Annotated in this window: 26 protein-coding genes; 10 read left to right on the top strand and 16 right to left on the bottom strand. The window is 47.0% G+C overall.

The genetic code is table 11. The features are described 5' to 3' along the window. Nucleotides 1-10: 10 nt before the first annotated feature. A complete protein-coding gene (locus SFV55_RS15725) occupies nucleotides 11-592 on the top strand; it encodes a sigma-70 family RNA polymerase sigma factor (RefSeq protein WP_413776711.1) in 582 nt (193 codons plus the stop codon). A gap of 292 nt (nucleotides 593-884) precedes the next feature. After that, the gene (locus SFV55_RS15720) at nucleotides 885-1,133 is read left to right on the top strand and encodes a hypothetical protein (protein ID WP_320030476.1); all 249 of its coding nucleotides are present in this window, start codon (nucleotides 885-887) and stop codon (nucleotides 1,131-1,133) included. Between the two features lie 28 nt (nucleotides 1,134-1,161). Here SFV55_RS15720 and nadC read toward each other — a convergent pair whose 3' ends face one another. Both nadC and SFV55_RS15710 read right to left on the bottom strand, forming a co-directional pair. Next, entirely contained in the window at nucleotides 1,162-2,010 is an 849-nt protein-coding gene (gene nadC / locus SFV55_RS15715) for a carboxylating nicotinate-nucleotide diphosphorylase (protein WP_320030475.1), read from the bottom strand. A gap of 116 nt (nucleotides 2,011-2,126) precedes the next feature. Next, nucleotides 2,127-3,053 (bottom strand): sugar phosphate isomerase/epimerase family protein, encoded by a 927-nt coding sequence (locus SFV55_RS15710; RefSeq protein WP_320030474.1) that lies wholly within the window; start codon nucleotides 3,051-3,053, stop codon nucleotides 2,127-2,129. Nucleotides 3,054-3,285: 232 nt separating this feature from the next. On the opposite strand from SFV55_RS15710, the gene SFV55_RS15705 reads away from it, so the two are divergent. From SFV55_RS15705 to SFV55_RS15695, 3 genes are read left to right on the top strand one after another with little or no spacing between them, the layout of a single operon-like run. Then, entirely contained in the window at nucleotides 3,286-4,488 is a 1,203-nt protein-coding gene (locus SFV55_RS15705; RefSeq protein ID WP_320030473.1) for a retropepsin-like aspartic protease, read from the top strand. 52 nt (nucleotides 4,489-4,540) lie between these two features. Then, the gene (locus SFV55_RS15700) at nucleotides 4,541-5,089 is read left to right on the top strand and encodes a hypothetical protein (RefSeq protein ID WP_320030472.1); all 549 of its coding nucleotides are present in this window, start codon (nucleotides 4,541-4,543) and stop codon (nucleotides 5,087-5,089) included. A 12-nt stretch (nucleotides 5,090-5,101) separates the two neighbouring features. After that, on the top strand, nucleotides 5,102-5,620 hold the full coding sequence (locus SFV55_RS15695; protein WP_320030471.1) for a hypothetical protein: 519 nt from the start codon (nucleotides 5,102-5,104) through the stop codon (nucleotides 5,618-5,620). On the opposite strand, the gene SFV55_RS15690 is transcribed toward SFV55_RS15695, so the two are convergent. The 6 genes from SFV55_RS15690 to lgt all read right to left on the bottom strand — a co-directional run bounded on the left by SFV55_RS15690 (nucleotide 5,597) and on the right by lgt (nucleotide 12,814). Then, the gene (locus SFV55_RS15690) at nucleotides 5,597-6,559 is read right to left on the bottom strand and encodes a biotin-dependent carboxyltransferase family protein (protein WP_320030470.1); all 963 of its coding nucleotides are present in this window, start codon (nucleotides 6,557-6,559) and stop codon (nucleotides 5,597-5,599) included. The two genes, SFV55_RS15695 and SFV55_RS15690, sit on opposite strands and share 24 nt — an antisense overlap. Before the next feature lie 35 nt (nucleotides 6,560-6,594). Then, nucleotides 6,595-7,728 carry an N-acetyl-alpha-D-glucosaminyl L-malate synthase BshA gene (bshA, locus tag SFV55_RS15685; RefSeq protein WP_320030469.1) on the bottom strand — a complete coding sequence of 378 codons (1,134 nt, stop codon included), beginning with the start codon at nucleotides 7,726-7,728 and terminating at the stop codon, nucleotides 6,595-6,597. 111 nt (nucleotides 7,729-7,839) lie between these two features. Beyond that, a complete protein-coding gene (locus tag SFV55_RS15680) occupies nucleotides 7,840-9,927 on the bottom strand; it encodes a molybdopterin-dependent oxidoreductase (protein WP_320030468.1) in 2,088 nt (695 codons plus the stop codon). Between the two features lie 40 nt (nucleotides 9,928-9,967). Continuing rightward, nucleotides 9,968-10,654, bottom strand: coding sequence for a response regulator transcription factor (locus SFV55_RS15675; RefSeq protein ID WP_320030467.1), 687 nt, complete (start codon nucleotides 10,652-10,654; stop codon nucleotides 9,968-9,970). Beyond that, nucleotides 10,629-11,948, bottom strand: a complete 1,320-nt coding sequence (locus SFV55_RS15670; protein WP_320030466.1) for a HAMP domain-containing sensor histidine kinase — start codon at nucleotides 11,946-11,948, stop codon at nucleotides 10,629-10,631. Before SFV55_RS15670 ends, SFV55_RS15675 begins: the two co-directional genes overlap by 26 nt. 65 nt (nucleotides 11,949-12,013) lie before the next feature. Next, complete coding sequence (gene lgt / locus SFV55_RS15665) at nucleotides 12,014-12,814, bottom strand: prolipoprotein diacylglyceryl transferase (protein WP_320030465.1); 801 nt, start codon at nucleotides 12,812-12,814, stop codon at nucleotides 12,014-12,016. A 141-nt stretch (nucleotides 12,815-12,955) separates the two neighbouring features. Here lgt and SFV55_RS15660 point away from each other — a divergent pair, with 141 nt between their 5' ends. The 3 genes from SFV55_RS15660 to SFV55_RS15650 all read left to right on the top strand — a co-directional run bounded on the left by SFV55_RS15660 (nucleotide 12,956) and on the right by SFV55_RS15650 (nucleotide 14,580). Next, nucleotides 12,956-13,444 carry a sigma-70 family RNA polymerase sigma factor gene (locus SFV55_RS15660; protein ID WP_320030464.1) on the top strand — a complete coding sequence of 163 codons (489 nt, stop codon included), beginning with the start codon at nucleotides 12,956-12,958 and terminating at the stop codon, nucleotides 13,442-13,444. Between the two features lie 6 nt (nucleotides 13,445-13,450). Next, nucleotides 13,451-14,071, top strand: a complete 621-nt coding sequence (locus SFV55_RS15655) for a hypothetical protein (protein WP_320030463.1) — start codon at nucleotides 13,451-13,453, stop codon at nucleotides 14,069-14,071. Nucleotides 14,072-14,178: 107 nt separating this feature from the next. Then, the gene (locus tag SFV55_RS15650; protein WP_320030462.1) at nucleotides 14,179-14,580 is read left to right on the top strand and encodes a nuclear transport factor 2 family protein; all 402 of its coding nucleotides are present in this window, start codon (nucleotides 14,179-14,181) and stop codon (nucleotides 14,578-14,580) included. Nucleotides 14,581-14,679: 99 nt separating this feature from the next. Here the strand turns inward: SFV55_RS15650 and SFV55_RS15645 are convergent, their stop codons facing one another. The 8 genes from SFV55_RS15645 to SFV55_RS15610 form a co-directional block, all read right to left on the bottom strand. Further along, complete coding sequence (locus SFV55_RS15645) at nucleotides 14,680-15,354, bottom strand: carbonic anhydrase family protein (protein WP_320030461.1); 675 nt, start codon at nucleotides 15,352-15,354, stop codon at nucleotides 14,680-14,682. Between the two features lie 16 nt (nucleotides 15,355-15,370). After that, a complete protein-coding gene (locus SFV55_RS15640; RefSeq protein WP_320030460.1) occupies nucleotides 15,371-16,942 on the bottom strand; it encodes a SulP family inorganic anion transporter in 1,572 nt (523 codons plus the stop codon). Nucleotides 16,943-17,060: 118 nt separating this feature from the next. Then, nucleotides 17,061-17,402: a hypothetical protein gene (locus tag SFV55_RS15635; protein ID WP_320030459.1), complete on the bottom strand. Its 342-nt coding sequence runs from the start codon at nucleotides 17,400-17,402 to the stop codon at nucleotides 17,061-17,063. Nucleotides 17,403-17,558: 156 nt separating this feature from the next. Then, nucleotides 17,559-17,972, bottom strand: coding sequence for a cytochrome B (locus SFV55_RS15630; protein WP_320030458.1), 414 nt, complete (start codon nucleotides 17,970-17,972; stop codon nucleotides 17,559-17,561). A 53-nt stretch (nucleotides 17,973-18,025) separates the two neighbouring features. Next, complete coding sequence (gene mnmG / locus SFV55_RS15625; RefSeq protein ID WP_320030457.1) at nucleotides 18,026-19,891, bottom strand: tRNA uridine-5-carboxymethylaminomethyl(34) synthesis enzyme MnmG; 1,866 nt, start codon at nucleotides 19,889-19,891, stop codon at nucleotides 18,026-18,028. Nucleotides 19,892-20,047: 156 nt separating this feature from the next. After that, the gene (locus tag SFV55_RS15620; RefSeq protein WP_320030456.1) at nucleotides 20,048-20,599 is read right to left on the bottom strand and encodes a hypothetical protein; all 552 of its coding nucleotides are present in this window, start codon (nucleotides 20,597-20,599) and stop codon (nucleotides 20,048-20,050) included. Nucleotides 20,600-20,670: 71 nt separating this feature from the next. Then, nucleotides 20,671-21,093, bottom strand: a complete 423-nt coding sequence (locus SFV55_RS15615; protein ID WP_320030455.1) for a hypothetical protein — start codon at nucleotides 21,091-21,093, stop codon at nucleotides 20,671-20,673. Between the two features lie 12 nt (nucleotides 21,094-21,105). Continuing rightward, a complete protein-coding gene (locus SFV55_RS15610; protein WP_320030454.1) occupies nucleotides 21,106-21,297 on the bottom strand; it encodes a hypothetical protein in 192 nt (63 codons plus the stop codon). A gap of 129 nt (nucleotides 21,298-21,426) precedes the next feature. Between SFV55_RS15610 and SFV55_RS15605 the strand changes: the two genes are divergently transcribed. Together SFV55_RS15605 and SFV55_RS15600 are read left to right on the top strand one after the other, a co-directional pair. Further along, nucleotides 21,427-22,248 (top strand): alpha/beta hydrolase, encoded by an 822-nt coding sequence (locus SFV55_RS15605; RefSeq protein WP_320030453.1) that lies wholly within the window; start codon nucleotides 21,427-21,429, stop codon nucleotides 22,246-22,248. A gap of 259 nt (nucleotides 22,249-22,507) precedes the next feature. Continuing rightward, nucleotides 22,508-22,999: a TlpA disulfide reductase family protein gene (locus tag SFV55_RS15600; RefSeq protein WP_320030452.1), complete on the top strand. Its 492-nt coding sequence runs from the start codon at nucleotides 22,508-22,510 to the stop codon at nucleotides 22,997-22,999. Nucleotides 23,000-23,315 lie beyond the last annotated feature (316 nt).

Below are 23,315 nucleotides of genomic sequence, written 5' to 3'. Positions count from 1 at the left end.
TCCTAACTTTATGGTAGCACAAGCAACGCAAAGCATGAATTACGATCGTATCCTGGAGGAGGAGTTGCTGCCTCAGGCGGAGGCGCTGCTTACTTTTGCTTACCATCTGACCTACAATCAGCAGGATGCTGAAGATTTGGTGCAGGAAACGTACATGAAAGCGTACAAGGCCATCGACAAATACATCGAAGGGACCAACGCTAAAGCATGGCTGTTCAAAATCCTGAAAAACACCTTCATCAACGACTATCGCCGCAAAAGCCGCGGCCCTGCGATGAAAGAGTTGGATGAGGTCATCGCCTATCAAAATCGTGAAAACACGCCTTACAGCAGCGCACATGCGGGTTTGGCCGTGGAGAACTACGAGTCAGCAATGGGTGACGAAGTCACGATGGCCATCAACAAACTCTCGATGAACTTTCGGGAAGTATTGCTGTTGAGCGATGTGGAAGATTTTTCTTACGAAGAAATTTCCAAAATTTTGGATATTCCCATCGGAACGGTGCGTTCGCGGTTGAACCGGGCGCGGAATGCCGTCAAAGAAGATTTGCAATTGTATGCCCAGTCCATGGGTTTCAAAGATAATCGATAAGCCCAGCTTCGGCTGGGAGCAGGCCTTTTCTTCTGCTCTATACCTGGGACGGTGCGAAGAAGGGGCCTTTTTTTTTAGCCTACGGCTAAAAAACCCAAGGCTAAAGCCATGGGTTGGTTTTTGGGGTGCCCTCCCAGGGCTAAAGCCATGGGTTGGGTTGAAGAGTGAAAACTTGACTAATTGTTATCCGAGGCTAAAGCCAAGGTGTTTTGTTAACCTTAATTAAATGCTACCGGAGGGTCTATACTCGAGAGTAAAATCAAGAGATAGGCCACCACAAAAAAACAAGGCTATGGTAAAGAGTCCGATCACCAATGATGAGTTCATTAAAAAGGTGGGGTTATTCCTGGACAACGAACTCAGTGACAAAGAAAGCCGAGATCTCCTGCGCGAGATTCAGACAAACCCGGCATTCATGCATATTTTAAAAGAAGAGCAGACTTTCAGAGAATTTATAAAGACAAAAATAGACCGACGAAAACCTTCTCCTGCCTTAATAGCTTCGATAAAAGACAAAATAAAATCTTCTTCGCCGATCTGATCATGGTAACAGATCCTTCCGAAAACCACTAGTCTTTCAACACCTTTAAACTCAGATCCAGACTTTGGGCGGAGTGCGTCAGTGCACCTACCGAAATGTAATCTACACCTGTGAGTGCAATTGCACGAAGTGTGTCCAGAGTTACTCCGCCCGAAGCCTCGGTCTCGAAACGCTTGCCCACTATTTTTACAGCTTCACGCATGGTCTCCAGTTGGAAATTGTCCAGCATGATGCGGGTAACTTTTCCTGTGTCCAGCACTTGCTGAAGCTCCTCCAAGTTGCGTACTTCTACCGTCACGTTGAGGTTCAGCCCTTTTTCTTGTTGATAAGCATGTACTCGTTCAATGGCTGCTTGAATGCTGCTACAGGCATCGGTATGGTTGTCCTTGATCATGAACCAATCGTATAGCCCGTCGCGGTAATTGTGGCAGCCTCCGATGCGTACGGCCCATTTTTCCAAAAAGCGGATCAAAGGCGTGGTTTTGCGGGTATCCAGGATTTTGACGGGTAAGTCGGCTACGGCATCGTGGTATTGTTTGCTGATGGTGGCAATGCCGCTCATGCGCTGCATGGTATTGAGGGTAAGGCGTTCGCCTTGGAGCAGGGCCTGGGAGTGGCATTCCACAAAGAAAGCTACGTCGCCATATTTGATATTGGCTCCGTCGTCGAGGATTTTTTCAAACTGGGCAGTAGGGTCCAGGGTTTTGAAGATGCGCTCGGCAATGGCTACTCCGGCGAGGACACCTTCGTCTTTGACGAGCAAGCGAGCGCGGTTGCGGGCAGTGGCAGGAATGCAGGCGAGGCAAGTGACATCGCCAGTGCCAACATCTTCTTTGAGCCCGGCGGCGATAAAGGCGTCGATTTGATCGAAATTCATGGGTTGTTTATTTTGAACCACCTTAGAAACCTTAGGTACTCTAGCATCACCTCAGGTATTTTAACTCTTGGGTGATGCTAGAGTGCCTAAGGTTTCTAAGGTGGTTCAATTTTGTATTATATCATCTTGCCCACCTTTTCCAGCAGGGCTTTGGTCAATTTAATTCCTTCTTTTTCAGGCGTTTTTTGTCCTTCATACTCGATACCGACATAACCTTTGAACTTCGCTTTTTTCACGATTTTCATCATTTTCACATAGTCGGTATGGGTTTCATTGCCGGAGGCATCAAAGTCGTGGGTTTTGGCGCTCACGCCTTTGGCAAAAGGCATCAATTCTTCCACGCCTATGTAGCGATCGTATTCCTCAGTACACTCCCAGGAACCTTGTTTGCGGGTAATGCAGAAGTTGCCAAAATCGGGCAGTGTGCCAACATTTTTCATGTTGACCTGCTTCATCACGCCGGACAACCATTTGCCATTGGAAGAGTAACCGCCGTGGTTTTCAACGATGACGTTGATGCCCATACTTGCGCCAAATTCACCAATTTTGCTCAATCCTTCCACAGCGGCTTTGCCTACTTCTTCAGCCGTCCCTTTGCCAGCAGCATTTACGCGGATGGTGGCGCAGCCCAGGTATTTGGCACATTCTACCCATTGTTTGTGCTGGTCTACCGCTTTGCTAAGCTCGGCAGCATCGGTTGCCCCCAGATTACCTTCACCATCGATCATGATGAGGTGGTTTTTGATGCCGTTGTCCTTGCAACGCATCAGCAGCTCATTGAGGTAAGTGGTATCTTTGGCTTTATCTTTAAAGAATTGGTTGACGTATTCAACAACCCCAATGCCAAATTCTTTACGGGCCATCACTGGAAAGTCCAGGTTGGTCATTTCTTTTTTGAACAAGGCATTGTGCAGCGACCACTCAGCCAGCGAAATTTCAAAAAACATTTTTTTGCTGCTGTCCAAATCCATGCTGCTCAGCGGCAGCACGGCCAAACCCGCCGCAGTATAAGTCATCTGATGTAGGAAATCACGACGTTTCATGTGATGAAAGAATTTTGCGTGAATAATGGTGAGCAAGATAGGAGTTTTGGGAGATTCTGGATGGGCGGAGTCAGAAAATAAAATGGTAGCAAACTACCACGATTTGGAAAAAAGGAATCATACATCTTAAATTCGAACCCGAAACAATCAAATTCTTTAGGGTTTGCAGTAAAACAACCTTTCTACCCACCAAAACACTCCTTTACTGCATCTATTCTTCAAAATTGGCTTTATGATGTGGAAAGAGTTACGCCATTTTTTGCTGTGGGTAATCCTCAGCATACCCTTTTGTGTCCTGGCCCAAGTGCAAGCAAACCTTGGGACGGTGGAACCTGAACAGTTTCTCAGCGAAACCAGCTTCGATTTTCAGCAAAATCACATTTATTTCAAAGCCAAAATCAATGGCATTGAAGGCACCTTTATCTTTGACAATGGGTTCACGATCACTGGATTGGATAATGATTTCGCCGCCCGTTGTGGCATTGTAGCCGATTCCAGTATTACCCTTGCCGATGCCAATGAAGCCGAAGCTCAAGGGCAAATGGGCAGCGCGGGTTTGATCCAAATCGCAGAGGTCAGCTTTAAAGATACCCGGGTGGCCATCATTGACACCGATGGTTTACCTGCTTGCCAAAAAGTAGACGGTTTTATCGGTAGTTCCGTCATCAACAAAGCCAATTGGAAAATTAATTTTGAACAAAAGAGCCTCCAGTTTTCTTCCCGCCCTTTCATCGATGCGGGTTTGCGTTGTGCTTACACCGTGAGCCGCAGCAACCGCCATTTCATTGAATTCAAGTACGAAGGAGTTCCTTTTTGGGTACACATTGACCTGGGCTCAAGTGGGGAACTGGAATTGAACAAGGAAGCATTCACCCCAATTTTTGCAGGCTTACCGGCTCAAATGAACGTGGGCGCCTCTAGCCTGGCACTGTTCGGACTAAACGCTGTAGATACTTTTTATACGCTTAATCGGCCTTTTAAATTTGGCTACGACAAATATCAGATCACCAATTCGCCGCGCATTGAATTACAACGTGATGTGGAGTACGCCCGCCTGGGTTTGGGCTACTTGCACCAATTCAATCTCATCATCAATTCGGATGCCAAGGAATACATCCTAAGTCCCAATAAATTATTGAGCTCCATCCGGGAAGAAAAGGATTATGGGGTAGTGTTTTACCCCGTAGAAGGCCAGCAACGGCTAGTGCGATTAAGTGCCTGTGAAAATGTAGCCAGATTGGGCCTTACCCTGGGTGAAGTGGTAGAAAAAGTGGATGGTCAGGCTGTAGAAAGCCTGGGCGACTGGTGTGCCATCAAAACTTACATCCGTGCCAAGGCCAATCGAGGCGAAACCCTACGGCTAAAAATACGTGGCCGTAAGGAAGAATGTATTTTACAGCCCGATTATCACCCTGCACGCAGCATTATCCGCTGATAACCTTTGATCAAGGTTCAAGGCTTCTTATCTTGTGACAAAATTGTGCGTCATGTTTAAGCCCTTGATGATACCTTCCTTCCTTACAATTCTGTTGATGAGTATACTGTCTTGTCAACCCAACGGAAACAATACCAATGCACTCGATCCAGAAACTGAAAAACTACAACGCGAGGTAGACAGCCTGCGTCGAGTCAAAGAAGCATTAAAAGATGAACTGAACGAAGCAAAAGAGGAGGATGGGCCACGCATAAACAAGCCTGAAGCATCAAACAACGCTGCGGATGGCCCTTTGGATGGATTGACTGTGCTGTCCGCAAAAAAACAATTTGATGCCAATTTTAATCCTATCCTTCGCGTTACGCTTCGCAATTACGACACTAAAAGCATCAGTTCGGCAACCCTTGCCGTAGATTTTAGCTTCAATAGTGATGAACTTTCACCCAATTGCCATTTTGAAAAAAAAGTCAGCCTTAGTCTCGCTCCAGATGCCAATCAAACCCTTACCTTGCCTATCCCCGCTGAGTATGGGAAAAACTGTGCAGATAAGGCCTGGGTCGTGGTGAAAGAAGTAATTTTTAGTGATGGAAGCAAGAAATAAAACCATTTTCAAATGTCAACTACTCAACAAAACTTCAAGCAATATTTTTTCATCCTGCGCATCCTGCATTTATCCATGATGGTAGCTGTTATTGTTTTTGGCCTGGTGGTCCATTTCGTTTTGATCCCTGCACCAGATTTCAAGCCCAATGAAAATGGCCCCTTGTTCGTCAACATTACTGCGGCTTATTTGGCCATTGCGGTGGGGGTCAGTTATTGGCTTTTTGGGCTGCGGGTCCAGGCTGCAAAGCAGCAAACCAGCTTGAGTGACAAATTGAACACCTATCGCTCAGCTTCTATCATTCGTTTTGCGTTGATTGAAGGAGCGGCTTTGGTGGCTGTTGTTTTTTACATGCTCACGGGCAACACCGTGCTCCTAGGGATCGCGGGAATTGGTTTGGTCATTTTGGCATTGCAACATCCCAATCCGGTAAAACTCAAGATGGATTTAGAACTAAGTCCAAGCGATCTTGCCCGTTTGGAGGATGATTCGGATAGGGTGGTACAATTACCTCTGGTGCGAAAATTTTAAGGTTATTTTTAAACGATTCATACCTCTGAGTTGCTGCTTAAGGGCATGTGCAGCATCAGCTAAAGTTGTTGGTTGAAAGTAAACATTTTGCCCTGCTCCTTTTTGGGCCAATTTGGGCCAATCGGCCTGAATCACCTGCCCCAAAATCGGATAACCGCCCGTAGTTTGGTGATCCGCCATCAATACAATGGGTTGGCCATTGGGTGGCAACTGAATACTACCCCGGCTTAGTCCTGCCGATAGCAGGGATTCCTCTTGTTCTAATTCAAGTTTTTCTCCTGCGAGGCGATAACCCATCCGGTCGCTGGCTGGAGTGATTTTCCAATTTTGGGTTGATAACTGCGCCTGGCTAGATTGAGTCAGGACTTCAAAATGTTGACCGGGAATAAAACGAATGGCTTTTGAGTCGTAAAATGGAGCCAAATCAGCATAGTAGCTGCTTATTTTTGTTCCCTCCCTGGGAGCTGATTTTGTTCTTTTTAAGGGCAAAACATCTCCTTTTTGCAGGCCTCTGCCTTGCCAACCGCCCTGAATCGCTTTGTGATTGGTGCTTTGGCTGTTCAACCAGGGCTTCAGGTCAAATCCACCTTGCACACATAGGTAGGCGTATTGCCCCCAATGTTTGTGCTGGAAATGCAATTCCGCTCCTGCGGCTACCCGAACGGGTTGGTAAGGTCTTATTGCTTTCCCAGAAATGCTGGCTCCAAAATCGGCACCTGCCAAAACCATTAAAGTGGGTTCAAGGAATAAAAATCCTGAAGCGGGAAAACAAATTTCCAGTGCAGCTTCTGGCCCTTCGTTACCTACAAGATAATTGCCCACTTGTAAAGCCAAAGGATCCATCGCACCTGAGCGGTTGATGCCGTATTGGGCATAACCTGGACGCCCCAGGTCTTGCACCGTTGCCAACCAACCTTTGTTCAAAACCAAAATACTCATGATTGATTGTATCCATCGAGGAAATTAAACTCCCCTTAATACACTGCCGCCTTGAGAATAGATTCATAATAAGCCTCATAAAGGGGCAGAATTTCCTCAATGTCAAACCGTTTGGCTTGAGCCAGGGCATTGGCCCTGAATTCGGCCAGCACTTCGTCGTCGCTCAGGATGATAATCGCATTTTTAGCCATGTCGTCCACATCCCCAACATCGCTCAAAAAGCCTGTGACCCCGTGAATGTTCACCTCCCGCAAGCCACCAGCATTGGTTGAAATCACCGGAACTTCGCAGGCCATGGCTTCCAATGCAGCCAAACCAAAACTTTCACTTTCCGAAGGCATGATGAATACATCTGCTACGGCCATGAGTTCTTCAATTGCATCCTGTTTGCCCAGGAAACGGACGTCGTCAATAAGGTCGAGTTCCCGGCAGAGGTCTTCGGCAGCGCGCCGCTCTGGGCCGTCGCCAATAAACAACAACTTGGAAGGCATCTGCTGATTGACACGATGGAAGACCTGCACTACATCGTTGATGCGTTTTACTTTGCGGAAATTGGATACATGGATGAGGATGCGTTCCCCTTTAGGCGCAATGGCTTTTTTGAAATGGTCTTTGTTGCTTTTGCGGAAGCGGGAAAAATCAATAAAGTTGTAAATCACTTCAATTTCCCGGGTCAAATGGAAGGTGTCGTAGGTTTGTTGGCGGAGGCTATTGGATACGGCAGTTACGCCATCCGATTTGTTGATCGAAAATTCTACCACGGGTGCAAAGGATTTGTCTTTGCCCACCAGGGTGATGTCTGTACCGTGCAAGGTGGTCACCACCGGAATGTAACGCCCTTGGGTCAAGAGGATTTTTTTGGCCATGTAGGCTACTGCGGCGTGGGGAATGGCGTAATGGACATGCAGAATGTCCAAACTTTCGTGCTGTACCACATCCACAAGTTTGCTGGTCAGCGCCGTATCGTAGGGGGTATATTCAAAAAGAGGGTATTGCTCGGTATCCACTTCGTGGAAGTATACATTTTCGTGAAAATGGGTAAGCCGGGCTGGGCGTTTATACGTAATAAAATGGATTTCGTGTCCGTTTCTGGCCAGTGCTAGACCTAGTTCAGTTGCCAATACACCGCTACCGCCATATGTGGGATAGCATACAATGCCGATTTTCATGCCTATCAGGTTTCTATGCTCGAACGACTACAGTCGTAATTAGGCTTTATGTGCTAAGAATATTCTGCTCATGAAGTCTAATCTATGGATACAATTGAAAGAATAAAAAGTTTAATGGCTGGTCACCCTGACTTTTGCTCCACTAAAGGCCGAATTTCCGGTTAACTCATCCAGGACATATTCATCAGTAAGGTCATTGATGCTGGCTCCGGCGTATTGTTTGGCTACATCGAGTTGTACCCCCTGTCTGGCATGTCCATAACCATGTGGCATACTGACCACCCCGGGCATGATGGAGGTACTGACCTCCAAAGGCAATTCAATTTCACCCACCCGGGAGCTCACTTTGACTACCTGATGATCTTGTAAATGGAGCTGCGCTGCATCCTGTGGGTGCATTTGTAAGGTACAGCGGTTGCGACCTCGCATGAGGCGTTCGGCATTGTGCATCCAGGAGTTGTTGTCGCGCAGGTGCCGCCTACCGATGAGCAAAAAGGGGAAATCGGTAACAGCCTGGATATCGTTCAACAAGGCCTCGACACGTTGCAAATCTTTAACCAAATCTGCTGGTGCCAGGGGAATTCGTTTTCCTGGAATAAACAACCGTTGGGGCAAACAGGGCTCCAGCGGCCCCAAATCAAGCCCATGTGGGTTAGCGATCAGTTGTTCCAACGAAAGTCCATAGGGGCCAAACATCAAACCAAGATTCAGTTTTTCTTCGGGTGGCTCGGCTTGAAAAGGCTCTGGATTGCCGCTCAGTCGATGCGCCAATTCCTGGTAAATCTCGTAATCATGCCGGGCATCCGGACTTTTTTCAAACAAGGCTGGGGAATACTTCGCTGTATTGCGCACCGCCAGCACGTGGAATGTCAAGTCGTAATGCGGCACTTCCAGGCCCGTGGCCGGAGGCAAAATAATGTGCGCATGGCGACTGGTTTCATTGACGTAAATATCGATGCTGACCATAAAATCCAGACCAGCCAGTGCTTTTTCCAATTGGGTTCCATTGGGCGTAGACAATACTGGGTTGCCACAGCTGGTGATCAGTGCGCGAATTTGCCCCTCCCCGGGAGTTAACATTTCTTCGGCCAGGGCAGCAACGGGTAATTCACCCAATGCCTCGGGCAAGCCCCTCACGCGGGAATGCCAACGCGCGAAACGTTGCTCGTATTTACCACGGGCGATGAAGTCTACAGCGGGTTTGGTGAACAAGGCCCCGCCTACCCGATCCAGATTACCCGTGAGGATGTTCAACACATTGATCAGCCATTGACAAAGCCCACCATATACTTGAGTCGATACCCCGACCCGGCCATAACAGACGGCGCTTTCCGCTGCTGCAAAATCAAGGGCCAGTTGCCGGATTGCTTCCGCAGGAATTCCGGTGGCCGTGGCCACATGCTCGGGGGTATATGCTGCACAAGCTTCCTGTACCTCGGCGACGCCATCGGTAAAGTCGGCGAGTTGCTTCAAGTTTACCTTTTGCTCCGCAAACAAAACCTGGATCATGGCCAGCAGCAACAACACATCGGCATTGGGTTTGATGAAATGATGCACATCGGCTATTTCCGCCGTTTCGGTGTAGCGAGGATCAATGACGACTACTTTACCGCCACGCTTTTGAATGGCCTTAAGGCGATGCGCTACATCGGGCACAGTCATCATGCTGCCATTGGAAGCAATAGGATTCCCGCCGATGATCAGCATAAACTGGGTATGGTCAATGTCTGGGATGGGAATCAACAAAGGATGCCCAAACAGTTGCCAGGAGGCATAATGATGAGGCAGTTGGTCGGTGGAGGTAGCGGAGTACAAGTTTTTGCTGCGCAAGGATTTGGCAAAAGCCGGGGAGTTCATGGTGGTACCCAGGTTGTGGATGGAAGGGTTGCCCTGGTAGAGCGCCACGGCATTGTTGCCATATTTTTGTTGAATGGATTGAATGCCTTCCACTACGGCATCCATCGCCTCTGGCCAGGAAATGGCCTGCCAGCCCTGAGGGGTTCTTTTCATCGGCGTTTTGAGCCGATTGGGGTCTTCGTAAATGTCTTTGAGGGCAACCGCCTTGGGGCAAATGTGGCCACGGCTGAAGGGGTCGTTTTTGTCGCCAGCAATGCTGGTAATCTGGCCATTTTCGAGTTTGATCTCAAGGCCACACATGGCTTCGCAAAGGTTGCAGTTGCGGTAGTGGAGTTGCGACATGATAGAGGATTTTGGGTAAGTTACGGTTTTCTGGGAAAAGTTACTCCGGGCACACAAACTGAAACCCAATTCCATGCACATTCTCAATTTTGATCCCCTCGTCCTTTTGCAAGTACTTCCGCAAGCGGGAAATAAACACATCCAGGCTTCGCCCCAAAAAATAATCGTCTTCGCCCCAGATCTGTTCCAGGATGGCCGAACGGCGGATGACCTGGCCCCGATTGCTCATCAGGTAGCGCAATAAGTCGGCTTCGCGTTGGGTGAGGCGGCGCAGTTCTCCGTTTTGTTCCAGGGTCAGGTTGGTATAGTCAAAGAGGTATTGCCCGATGCGGATCAGCTTGGGCATTTGTGGTGCCACCATATGCCGGCGGCGCAGGAATATTTCCACTTTCAGCAGCAGTTCTTCGATGCTAAAGGGTTTGGTCAGGTAGTCATCGCCACCAATGCGGAGGCCTTCGATGCGGTCTTCTTTGAGGGATTTGGCACTCAGGAACAGGATAGGCACTTCAGCGTCGTATTTGCGGATCTCTTTCGCGATGGTAAAACCATCCACTTCGGGCAGCATCACGTCCAGGATACAAAGGTCAAAACGTTCATTTTTAACCACTTCCATAGCCTCTCGGCCATCCATGCAGCAGGTAATTTTGTACCCGTTCATTTCCAGGTTGTCGCGAGTCACAAAACTCAAACTGGCGTCGTCTTCAACGTACAGCAGGTGCGCTTTCATAAACGGGTGTGTTTTTGGGATGGGTTCTGGGGATTTGGATGGCCATACAGGTGCCTTCTCCTGCATCACTTTGCAAACGGATTTTCCAACCATGGGCAAAACAGATGCGTTGCACATAGTACAAACCCAATCCAAATCCTTTGACGTTATGTACGTTCCCGGTAGGGACGCGATAGAATTTTTCGAAGATCTTGGCCTGGTACTCCTTGGCGATACCAATGCCGTGGTCTTGTATTTTGAGCTGCATAGTAGATGCCCCCAAACTTTGCAGGGACAACTCAATTTGTGGCGCCTCCTTGCTGTATTTGATGGCATTGTCGAGCAAACTGTGCAGCAGATTGGTCAAATGGAAACGATCCGCCCAGATGAATTCCAGGTTTTGATCCAAATTCAAGGTCAAAGTGCCGCCTCGCTCCTGTATGCGCAAACGAACACTACCACAAACGGTCTGGATCAAATCCGGCAAATCCAGCCATTCCTGGTGCAGGTCAAAATTGTCTTTTTCAAAACGGGCAATGTCCAGTACCCGCTCTACCTGTTGGTTGAGGCGGGAGTTTTGCTCCTTAATGATACCCGCATATTGAACCAGGCGCTGGTCTTTTTGAACTTCTTCGTGTTTGAGAAAAACGTCGGCAGCAATTTGAATGGTGGAAAGGGGCGTTTTGAACTCGTGCGTCATATTGTTGATGAAATCCTTCTGCATTTCCGAAAAGCGTTTTTGCCGAAAAATCACCCACAAGGAATACGCAAAAAACAGGACGGTAATGAACAAAATCCCCGTCATGATCAATGCAATCTGCATTTTCCCAAACAGGAAATTGTTGCGGGTAGGAAAACGGACGCCGAAGTAATAGGTAAACTCGTGATCGAAAGGTAAATTCTGTTGTACGGCCTTTGAAGATTTACAATCCTGTCCATAGGCGCAATAGTTGCCGTACACCATCTGGCGATTGCTGCAATCAAAAACTGCGTATTCAAAATCAATGCGCAATTGTTGTTTCTCCAGTTCTTTTTGCAAGTAAAATTCCAGCAAAGAAGGATTGATCTCGGTTTCAGTATTGACGATATAATAATTGCCGCTGCGTTGCTTGATGAGGTTACTGGCAGGCAGAATAATGTCGTTGGTATCAGCAATAGCGTGGGCTACGCGATACAGAGCCCGATGAACTTGCCCATTGAATTCTTCTTCGTTGATGTTCCAGGTATTGACCACCCAATATGTCTGTAAAGACAAGATCCCGATGATGGCCATCACCCCCAGGAAAAACACGCGAAGAATTTGAACGTCCTTCATCTTGATGATTTCGGATTGCAGATTTCGGTTAGCGCAAAATACTACCCGAAATCTGCAATCCGCAATTACGCCGCCTTTACCGGCCTGAGCACAAAGTATACCCCGATCAACACGAAGGGGATACTGAGCAACTGGCCAGTAGACAAAACATTATTAAATGCGGTTTCAAAGCCGCCCTGGCTGGTTTTGAAAAACTCCATGATGAAGCGGATGCCCCAGATAAAAATCATGAACAAGCCGAACATGTAGCCCGGTTTGTGGCGTTTTTCGGTGCGCCAGTACGTATAATACAGAACAACAAAACTGATCAAATAGCTCAATGACTCATACAATTGTACAGGGTGCCGGGGCAAGCCATTGGGCCCATCTACCTTTTCGAAGATAAATCCCCAGCTAGCAGTGGTTGGGTTACCCAGGATTTCAGAGTTCATTAAGTTGCCCAGACGAATGAAACAACCTGCCAGCGCAGTGGGTACGACTACTTTGTCCAAAATCCACAATACCGATTTTTTGGATACCCTTTTGGAAAAAATCCAGAGTGCCAAAATCACCCCGATCGCACCGCCATGGCTGGCCAAGCCACCTTTCCATACCTGTGGAATCTCACTCAAATGTTGGCTATAATAAGGCCAATCGTAAAAAAAGACATGGCCCAGGCGAGCACCCACTACTGCGCCTACCACTACATACACAAAAGCTTTGTCCAGCCATTCTTCCGGAGCTTTTTCCGCTATAAACATTTTGCGAACAATGAATAAGCCGAGCAAAAAGCCGGAGGCAAAAAGCAATCCATACCAACGTAGGGTAATAGGGCCGATCGAAACAATTTCTGGAGAAGCCGTCCAGTGGATGTAATTCAAGAGCATAGGTTCTGGCATTTAACGCTCAATGATACTGCAAATCGCGCAAAAAATTGGCAGTTGTCGTAATTTTTTACTTTCATTGACAACTCATTAACTTGTCTCGATTTCATTTAAAATATTTCAGCCCAGGCTTAATTTTTTTGCGTGGAAAAAGAGTTTGTCCAATTGGTGCAACAAAACGCGGGGATCATTCATAAGGTCATTCACTTGTATGTGGATCACCCTGAGGATCGGCGCGACCTGTATCAGGAAGTCTTGCTGCAGGCCTGGAAATCCTATGCAGGTTTCAAAGGGGAGGCTGCTTTTTCCACCTGGTTGTACCGCATCAGCCTCAATACTGTGCTTACTTTTCGCCGCAGGCAGCGAATACCAACCAGCGAATTGAACAGCCAATATGACCGGGCTTCAGAACCTCTCCGGCACAGCCCCGAAGACAGTGAATTGTTGTGGCTGGCGATCAAACAACTGAATGAAATTGACCGCGTGATCATTACCCTCCACCTGGATGGGTACGACAATGAGGAAATTGCCGAGGTAACCGGGCTGAATAAAAACAACACTACCGTGCGTCTGCACCGTGCGAAACAAAACGTAGTGCAACGTTTAAAAAACTGGTCAAGCACCAAAATATAAGGTACTATGGATTTGCAGCAGGAATGGAACAAATTGCAGGAAACCAATCTGGCCGCGCCTCCTCTTTCAGAAATTGAAATTTTGGAGGCCTTGCAACATGGCTCGCGTGCCCCCCTTGCCGGGGTTAAGCGGGTCATTCGATTCAGGCTTTATGCAGTCATTGTTTATCTGCTGCTGGCCCTGGGGTTTATGTGGTACAATTGGAATGCGCCTGAAAAGCTGCCAATTGCCCTCTGCATTTTGCTGTATTACAGCCTGGCACTACTTTTTAGTGGGTGGCAGTTATGGCACTTGCAACAAAAGGCTGTGGTCATGGATGGTGATTTGTTGCACACCTTACAAGCTTATCACAAAATTGTCAACAACAACATCCGTATTGATGCCATTCTCGGCTGGTTCATTTATCCCATGTCCTTTGCGCTGGGCTTTTTTTACATGCTGGTCCGCCCGGATCGGGGGATCGTAGATATTCTACAAACCCAGAGCTTTATGCTTCCACTCTTGTTGGGGATGGTGGTGGTGACGCCCCTGTTTTGGTGGTTTACCAAGTTGGTAAATCGTAGATTGTTTGGGGATTTGTTAGCGCAGCTGGAGGAAAACATTAACTTTTTAACCGAACAAGAATAGATCTCCCCTTTTTCAGGGATTACAAATTCCCTAATTCAGCGGATTGCGGTGCCTGGTATTTAGGCTGACCTTTGCTTCATCAAAGATCAACACCTAAATCAACAATCATGTCAAAGAATCTCGCAACCGTACAACACATCTACTCCTGTTTCGCTCAAGGTGATGTACCCGGAATCCTGACCCAATTGGCCGACAACGTTACTTTTTTCAATGGCGCCGACCCCCAAGTGGCCCCTTCCGGAGGTACCTTTAAGGGGAAGGATGGCGTACTGCAGTTTTTCATGGCCCTAGGTAGCACAACCCAAACCATAAATTTCCAGCCCTCAAATTTTAAGGAGGAAGGCAATCAGGTCATCAACGACGTACAACACGATGGTATGAATAGCAGCACCGGAAAATCTTTCAGTGTAAAGGCTTCTTTTGTCTGGACGTTCAATGAAGCTGGTCAGGTTATCGATTGGAAAGGAACTGGAGATTTTGGAAGTTTCAATGCAGCTTTTATGAATTAGGGACGCAGAAAAATTAAAAACCGGCAGTCGACCAGAAGTCGGACTGCCGGATTTTTTATTAAAATAACATAAAACAGCCTTATTAAAGAAGGGCATACCTCAGGCCATTTGAGCCATGACGTCGGTTTTGCAAGAAATCAAGGTATCTTCCAAAAATTCCACTTGCCCTGTATCCAGATCGTGCTTGGCCCCAATGATCGCAATCTCCCCCGCTTCAATCATTTGCTCCAATATGTAGCTGCGGTTGACGATCGCTTTGACCGAACGGCGAATGTTGATGGTGGCCACATTTTCCACAAACTCCGGGTTTTTGGAATTCCGCTTGGCTTTGTCGCTGGTAGCATCTTCCTCATAAACGGCGGGCTGGATTTTGGACAAAAGTTCCGTCAAGTTGCCCATTTCCACGTGATCACAAGCGCCTTTAATGGCTCCACATTTGCTATGGCCCAATACGACGATCAGTTTTGAACCCGCAACTTTGCAGGCGAACTCCAAACTGCCGATGATGTCGGTATTGACTACATTCCCTGCAATTCGAATCGAAAAAATATCGCCTAAACCCTGATCAAAGATCAACTCAGCCGAGGTCCGACTGTCGATACAGCTCAGGATCACCGCAAAAGGCCATTGCCCATCCCGGGTTTCGTTGGCTTGCTGAAGCAAATCGCGGTTTGCTTTTAAGTTGTTGACAAATCGTTCATTCCCCTCCCTTAAAAACTCAATAGCCTGTGTCGGAGTGATTGAAGATTGAGTTACTGATGTATGCGCTTTCATGTGTCTTTTCATTTTTTTAGTTGGACGAAACGTGGGACGAAAATTCCATGGTGTATTCATCTTTGAACCCGACCAATGATACCCGGATGTCTTTATCCCTAGAGCCGATGTTCAAAAAATCCTTGATGAGCTGAACTACATCATGGTCAATGTAAAAAGTATCGGTTGCATCAATTACCACTTTACTTTGAGCAGGTAAATGGTTGAGGGTTTGTTTGATGGCCGCTTTGTTCAAAAAAGAGACTTCCTGAGCCAGTTTGATGGTGATGACTTCGCCTTCGTGGTACTCTTCTTTTTTGAAAAAATAAGCCAATTTCAGGTTAGCTCTCAAAATGAAGAACACACTGACGACCAAACCTATTGCTACCCCTTCCAACAAATCGGTAAAAACCACGGCCACCACCGTGATGATGAAAGGAATGAACTGGTATTTGCCACTCTTCCACATGTGTTTAAACACAGCAGGGCTGGCTAACTTATACCCGATCATCAGCAACACCGCGGCCAAACAGGCCAGTGGAATTTTGTTGAGGATGGCTGGAATGCTTACAACCGCCAGTAAAAGCAGGATGCCATGGGCGATGGTAGCAGTTTTAGTGCGTCCGCCAGAGTTGATATTGGCCGAAGTACGCACGATCACTGAAGTCATGGGCAAACCGCCCAATAGGCCACTTAGGATGTTGCCAGTACCCTGAGCCAATAATTCTCTGTTGGTATCTGTGTACCGTTTCAGGGGGTCAAGTTTATCAGATGCTTCAATGCACAAGAGGGTTTCAATACTTGCCACCACTGCGATGGTTAGTGCAACCACCCACACGTCGGGCCGGGTAATTTCCGCAAAATTGGGCAGTGAGAATTGACCCGTAAAATCATTAAACGATTTGGGTACAGGCAAACTGACCAGGTGCTCTTGGCTGATGACCAGGCTGGAACCAGATAATTTAAAAAACTCATTGATCAAAACCCCGACTATAACGACAACGAGCGCTCCTGGAACTACCTTTAGTTTTTTCAAAAAAGCGACCTTATTAAAGGCAATCAGAATAGCCAGGGATACCAATGTAATGGTGATTGCTCCCAGGTGTGAATAGTTGACTGCATCAATCAGGGCTGAAAAGGTATTGTGCCCGGTATTTTTTTCGATGAAAAAGAAGTCCCCTTCGTTGTCTACATCGTATCCAATGGCGTGGGGTACTTGCTTGAGGATGATGATGATGCCAATTGCCGTTAACATCCCTTCAATAACATTGGAGGGGAAGTAATTGGAAATGGTGCCCGCCTTAACCAAGCCCAATACAATTTGAATGCCCCCCGCCAAAACCACCGCCACCAGGAAGGTTTGATAGGAGCCTAAAGTCCCGATTGCCGCCAAAATAATGGCAGTAAGCCCTGCAGCCGGTCCGGAAACACTCAATTGGGATTTGCTGAGGATACCTACAACAATACCACCAATGACACCAGCTATGATGCCCGCAAAAAGTGGAGCGCCACTAGCCAGAGCAATGCCCAAACACAAAGGCAGGGCAACTAAAAATACAACTGCTCCGGACAGGATATCCGTTCTAAAATACGTTGATCTGTTACTCATGTTGCAAGCAAAATTTGACGTGCAATGCACGTTTGAAACCCCTGATGGTTAGGATGCCATCCCAATAGGAATTTTAGATGAAACCGATAGACTTTATAAATGGAAATCGAGGCGTAACTTATGCCTCGGGAGGTAATTCAAGCTGTGAGGTGTAAAGTGCTGATTCAGGCAATTCGTTTAAAGGAAAAATCGATCTATTGAACTGTTGGAGTTGGTATTCCTCGTGTCTAACCAACAAATAGGCAGGTAGAGAGATTGTTTTTTTCTCTAATTGTTCTTTTTCACTCTCTTTTTCACCTTCCTTTTCACTTTCTTTTTCGCTCTTGTTTTCATCGTCTGTGTCATCTCCTCCAACTTCGGCCAATTCGTACGAATTCTTAGTTTGCAACTGCTCCACCAAGGGTAGCATTGCATTGAGAATCATAATGGTGAAGAAGAAGATGGCGACGAAATGCTTCATCAAGATTTATTTGCTGTTTTTGTTCGCCAAGATAGCATATTTTTAAACAGGTGGGATCAAAAAAAAGTTGACCATTGTACAAAAAACGAGCCAGGGCATTTTGGTGTTTAGTCCAAAATGCCCTGGCTTCCGTTCCTAAGCTTTCATGCGGTAGCTTTAAAACCAGCCACTGCCATAACCCATAAACGGCCATGGAATACCCGCCAAAATCGCCAGCAACGCAATCAAATAAAACCAGAAAGTAGTTTTGAACTTGCCGGCATCATCCGCCTTGCGCTTGGCGCGGCTGTAACCGATGGTGACCAGCGCAATAGCAATAATCATCATCGCCAAATGCTCCATTCTGAAAAAACGGAAAGCCTGCACCTTGGGGCTGATGAAGTAAAGTGCGATCCCGATCACCAATTGGACGTGGCTGAAAATCAAGGCAAACAAACCCAGTTTTTTGTCTTTATCGGTATAGCTGGCTTTGCCTCCCATCTTGGTTCCGGCATTAAAAATGGCGGCCAACAACAACAATAAAACCACCCAGCGCAAACCAGAATGGGAGTGTACAAGCATTGGATACATAACGGTATTTTTTTGTGAAGAAATTTTTGATATTAGGGCGATAAAATTAGGCGTCAGCGCCCCATGTGCACCAACAATACAGAAATATCCGACGGCGTAATCCCGCTGATCCGGCTGGCCTGCCCGATCGTACGCGGGCGCATGCGCGTCAATTTTTCCCGGGCCTCTTTAGACAAGGACGGCAAAGTGTGGTAATCCAGGGTCTCCCACAATTTCACTTCCTCCAAACGATTCATTTTATCCACCAGCTCTTGTTCCTTGCGGATGTAGCCTTCGTATTTCATGTTGATTTCGGCCAGTTCAATGTTTTCCTGGTCCTGGCCTTGCAGAAACTGATCCAGATCGGGCACCACGTTGCGCAATTCGTCTAAACCAATGTTGGGACGCAGCAGAATGGTGGCCAGTTTCACCTTTTGGCGGGTAGCCGAACTTTCCTTCGATTCCAGATATTGGTTGATTTGCTCCGGCGCAATGCTGTATTCTTCCAAAAAGCGCTGAATCCTCTGAGCTGCCGCTTCTTTGCTGCACACCTTTTCCATGCGCTCTTCGGAACCGATTACTCCCAGTTTGTGTGCCAAGGGAGTCAGGCGCAAATCAGCGTTGTCCTGACGCAGCAAAATGCGGTATTCTGCCCGGGAAGTAAACATGCGGTAGGGCTCCTGAGTGCCTTTGTTCACCAGGTCGTCGATGAGTACGCCGATGTACCCCTCCGAACGTTTGATGATCAGCGGCTCCTCTTCCCGGATGGCCAAATGGGCGTTGAAACCCGCCATCATGCCCTGGCAAGCGGCCTCTTCGTACCCCGTGGTGCCGTTGATTTGTCCGGCAAAAAACAGGTTTTTCACCAAACGTGTTTCCAGCGTCAATTCCAGCTGGGTGGGTGGAAAATAATCGTATTCAATGGCATAGCCAGGCCGAAACATTTTGGCGTTTTCAAAACCCGGAATCAGGCGCAGTGCCTTGTATTGCACATCTTCCGGCAAGGAAGAAGAAAAGCCGTTGACGTATATTTCGCAAGTATCCCAACCTTCGGGTTCCACAAACAACTGGTGCCGATCTTTGTCGGAAAAACGGTTGATTTTGTCTTCAATCGAAGGGCAATACCGTGGCCCCAAGCCCTGAATGCGCCCGTTGAACATCGGCGAGCGGTCAAAACCCGTTTTCAACATTTCGTGTACCTCCGGACTGGTGTAGGTCACGTGGCAAGGCAATTGTTTGGTGATCGGCGGCGTATCGGTGTAGGAGAATTTGCTGGGTTGTTCGTCGCCGGGTTGCACTTCCATCACATCGTAGTTGAGCGTGCGGCCGTCTACGCGGGGGGGAGTGCCCGTTTTCATTCGGCCAGCTTCAAAACCCAGTTCGACCAACTGTTCGGTGATGCCTTTGGCGGCACTTTCACCTGAACGGCCACCACCGAGTTGTTTTTCACCAATGTGGATGATGCCATTGAGGAAGGTGCCATTGGTGAGTACCACCGCTTTGGCGGGTATTTCGAGGCCCATGCTGGTAACTACGCCGCGTACAATGCCGCCGCGAATGACCAGCCCTTTGACCATGTCTTGCCAAAAATCTACATTGGGATGTGCTTCCAGCATATTCCGCCACTTGCGCGCGAACAACATGCGGTCGCTTTGTGCCCGCGGGCTCCACATGGCCGGGCCTTTGGAGCGATTGAGCATGCGGAATTGCACCATGGTATGATCGGTTACAATCCCGGAATAGCCCCCCAAAGCGTCGATTTCCCGCACAATTTGCCCTTTGGCTACCCCGCCCATGGCTGGATTGCACGACATTTGGGCGATGGTTTGCATGTTCATCGTCACGAGGCACACTTTGGAGCCCAAATTTGCTGCGGCCACCGCGGCTTCACAACCGGCATGGCCCGCCCCCACTACTATCACATCGTATTCGGGAAACATCAATCGCTATTTTTCAAAGCCTGGCTGGCTTTTGGGTGCAAAGTTAATAAAAGGTATGGTTTCAATGCCATAGAACAGTAAAATGGGGGAAAACGTTCGGCGGGGGGAGGAAAGAGAAAAAGAACATCGTTATCAGCATCAACGAGAATCATATAATCACCTTTTTATTCTCCAAAAGTCTTCACCCCAGCATCTATATAAATTGTCAGAATTACCAGCAATTTGTATTACCCTATCCTCATTCATCTGATTTTCACAACTTCCTAGAAAACTCAAGTAATCAGGATACAATTCGTAGATGTTGTTTCCTGATTTATAAATCATTTCGTCATTTGAGTTGACAAATATCTTTCCATAATTTTCGTCTGAAACACCCAAAAATAGCTTGGTGTGAGCTGGTACTGCTAAATGGGCAAATGGTAATAATTTATGGCTGCCCCATAAAGCATCTCCGAGAATGTGGTTTTCCCAGTGTTCAAGTAATTTATTATCAGGTGAAAAAGTATCAATAACAATGCCTTGAGGAGCAAATTCAGGATTACAGTTAAGTTTGATGGTGCTAAGCTGAAAATGGTGATCTATAATTTCATCAAATACAGTTACCGAAATTGAGCTAAGTATAGCTGCATTATTCAGTAATTTAAAACTCAGCGGAATCTCGAATCCGTGCTTTGCTTCAAAGGACTCAAAGTTTATTTTAAAGTACATTTTTTGTAACCCTATCAATGTGAAGTAAAAAATAATTAAATGATGCTTCTTGGTCCCTAAATAAGGTACCCCTACGCAAACTCCGACCCCTCCTCCTTCAAATATCCCCCAATACAAAACCCAACTCCATCCACAACCTCAATTTCCTTGTGCCAATCAATCATCTGCCAATTGTCATGAGGTGTAGCCACAATGACTTTTTTGCTATCTGAAAGCACCCAAATCACTTTTTCAACGCCAAAGGCCAGGAGTTTGTCCGTTTTTTGCTGGATGTAGCTGGTTTCGGAAAGTTCCTCATCCATATCGGCATTGATGTCTACTTCGATTTGGATTTTTGGTGGTAGTGTTGCGTAATGCTTGTCAGCTTGAGCGACAGAAAGCTTTGTTTTTTCGTAAATCGCAATATCTGCAGATAAGTTATTCTTTCGATTCAGGTGTAGGCCTTGTTCGTTGGTCAGAATATTGTAGAGCTTATCATCAAGATTTCTGTACAAGGTTTTTAAAATTTATGCAACGATAAAACCTTGTAGTGTACTTGCACCCATAACTTCTTCCAACGTTTTTTCATTATTTAAAACCTCACGATACCCTTTGTAATAAACAGGCTTGCCGTCCATGATCTCATAAATCAAGGCAGCTGGAATCCTTTTTGCTGGAATTCTGGGCAATCTTTTGCGTGGACTTTCAGGAGCAATCATCGACAATCAATTCTATCAACAAAAATAACCTACTTCAGCAGCAATATCAACTTTTGTTTTCAACCACATTTTTTATCTTTCTCCCTTCACAATCCGACCAAACACCACACCACCCGAAAACCTCAAACCATGTACATCTACAAACTCCTGAAAAAGCCATTCTTCGGCAATTTTATGGTGAAGTGGAGAAACCCACTCTCTAAGGCCGAGCAAAAAGAATGGCAGCCCATCCAAACCACGAGTAAATCCGGCGGAACCCTCTTTGGCCTTTTTGCGCCAGCGCACTCACAACCCGCCAAAGCCACCATCGTACTAGGGCACCCGATGGGCAAAGAAGCCAAAGGTTATTTCATCAAAAATGGCTACACGGAATTGTTGAGGAGCAACGCGTACAATGTTTTGGTCTTCGACATCAATGGATTTGGAGAAAGTACCCACGGCAATTTTTCCTATTTTGACGACATTGTGGCCATCAGTACCAAGGCCAAAGAACTGACACCTGATTTGCCCATCGGCTACCACGGCATTTCCTTGGGTGGACAATGGGCCACCATCGCTTTTGCCGACCCTGGGCACCAATACAATTTTGCCATCATCGAAAGTGCCTCCACTACCCTTGATGAATTTTGGATCAATTTCCCTTTCGCCTACCGCGTGTTGAAACTGATGAACCTCCTCATGCCCCGCTACAAACGAAAAATCACTATGGTGGAGCGGATCAAGGAAGCCCAAAATCTGGACTCCATTCTGTTCATTTATTCCCAGGCGGATACCTGGACGCCGCCTGAAATGGGCAGAAGATTCCAGCAAAATTGCCCAGTGCCCGCCGAGTTTTGGGAAGTTGAAAATGCCCAACACGCCAGCATCATGAAGTCGGAACACCGGGAGGAGTACATGCAAAAAATCCTGGCTTATTTTGATCAGGCCTGCAACAGAATTAATGCAATTTGAAAATCTAGACCCTGTGCACAAATCTAGAACCCCTCCCTGAAGGTTTGAAACCTTCTGGGAGGTAAAGCAGCGAACCCGTGCTTTGCTCGACCGCCCCGAAAGTCTGAAACTTTCGGGGCGGGGTTTCAAATCGTGCATGGATTAACAATCACCCTCCCCGTTTTGCCCCCAAAATGGAATAAACCGCCTCTGGCTTCCCCAAAAACTCAGTTTCTCCCCCTCTTCAGCAACCTCCAGCCCGCCAAAACGTTATTAATGCATGCACAATCGATTAGATCTAAGTTTACTCCGCGTTGGGGCACCGCTGCCCGATTGGTCGCTGGAAAAGATTTTTGAGGAAGAGCCTCCTCAGCAGGAAGCATTTTTGGGTAAGCCCCTGCTGATCTTGTTTTTCAGCCTCGGTTGTCCGGGTTGTTTGGGGCGTGCCATTCCCTACGCCAATCGGATGGTGTACGAATTGGGCGATCAAATTCAGGTATTGGGCATCCACACCAATTTTGAGTCCCTGGATATTTCTACTGAAAAATTTGCCAAAACACAGGAGGAATTCGCAATCCGTTTCCCTTTTTTCAAAGACAAAAATTACGACACTACGTTTTTGAATTACGGTGCCGGAGGAACCCCACACTGGATTTTAGTGGACAAGGACGGCACAGTGGTGTATTCCATTTTTGGTTCGGATCCCAACAATGCCTTGCTTCGTCTGGAACTCAAAATGCGGGAACTCGGGCAGATTTCGTTTGCGGAATAGCAATTTCATTACTTAATAGCCAAGGTAGTTTTTAATTTATTTTTTTGATTATCAATTAGTTATTTTTTTAAAAGCTATTCATCCACCACATTTTTTTACCGCAGAGTTTCGCAGAGTAAACCACAGAGTTTCTCAGAGTTTAGGCCACCTTCGGTGGCTAGGAGTACTCAGAGGCGCATTAAATGAATACTAAATGGCTAACAATCAGACTTTAATCGCATTCAACCTCCAGCCACCAGAGGTGGCAAAACTCCTAAAAACTAATTAAACTCTGAGAAACTCTGTGGTTTACTCTGCGAAACTCTGCGGTAAAAAA

Origin of the sequence: Haliscomenobacter sp., from assembly GCF_033763495.1 — a bacterium.
Classification (GTDB): Bacteria; Bacteroidota; Bacteroidia; order Chitinophagales; family Saprospiraceae; genus Haliscomenobacter.
The sequence above is the reverse complement of the archived record's forward strand: the minus strand, read 5'-3'. Positions and strand labels throughout refer to the sequence as shown.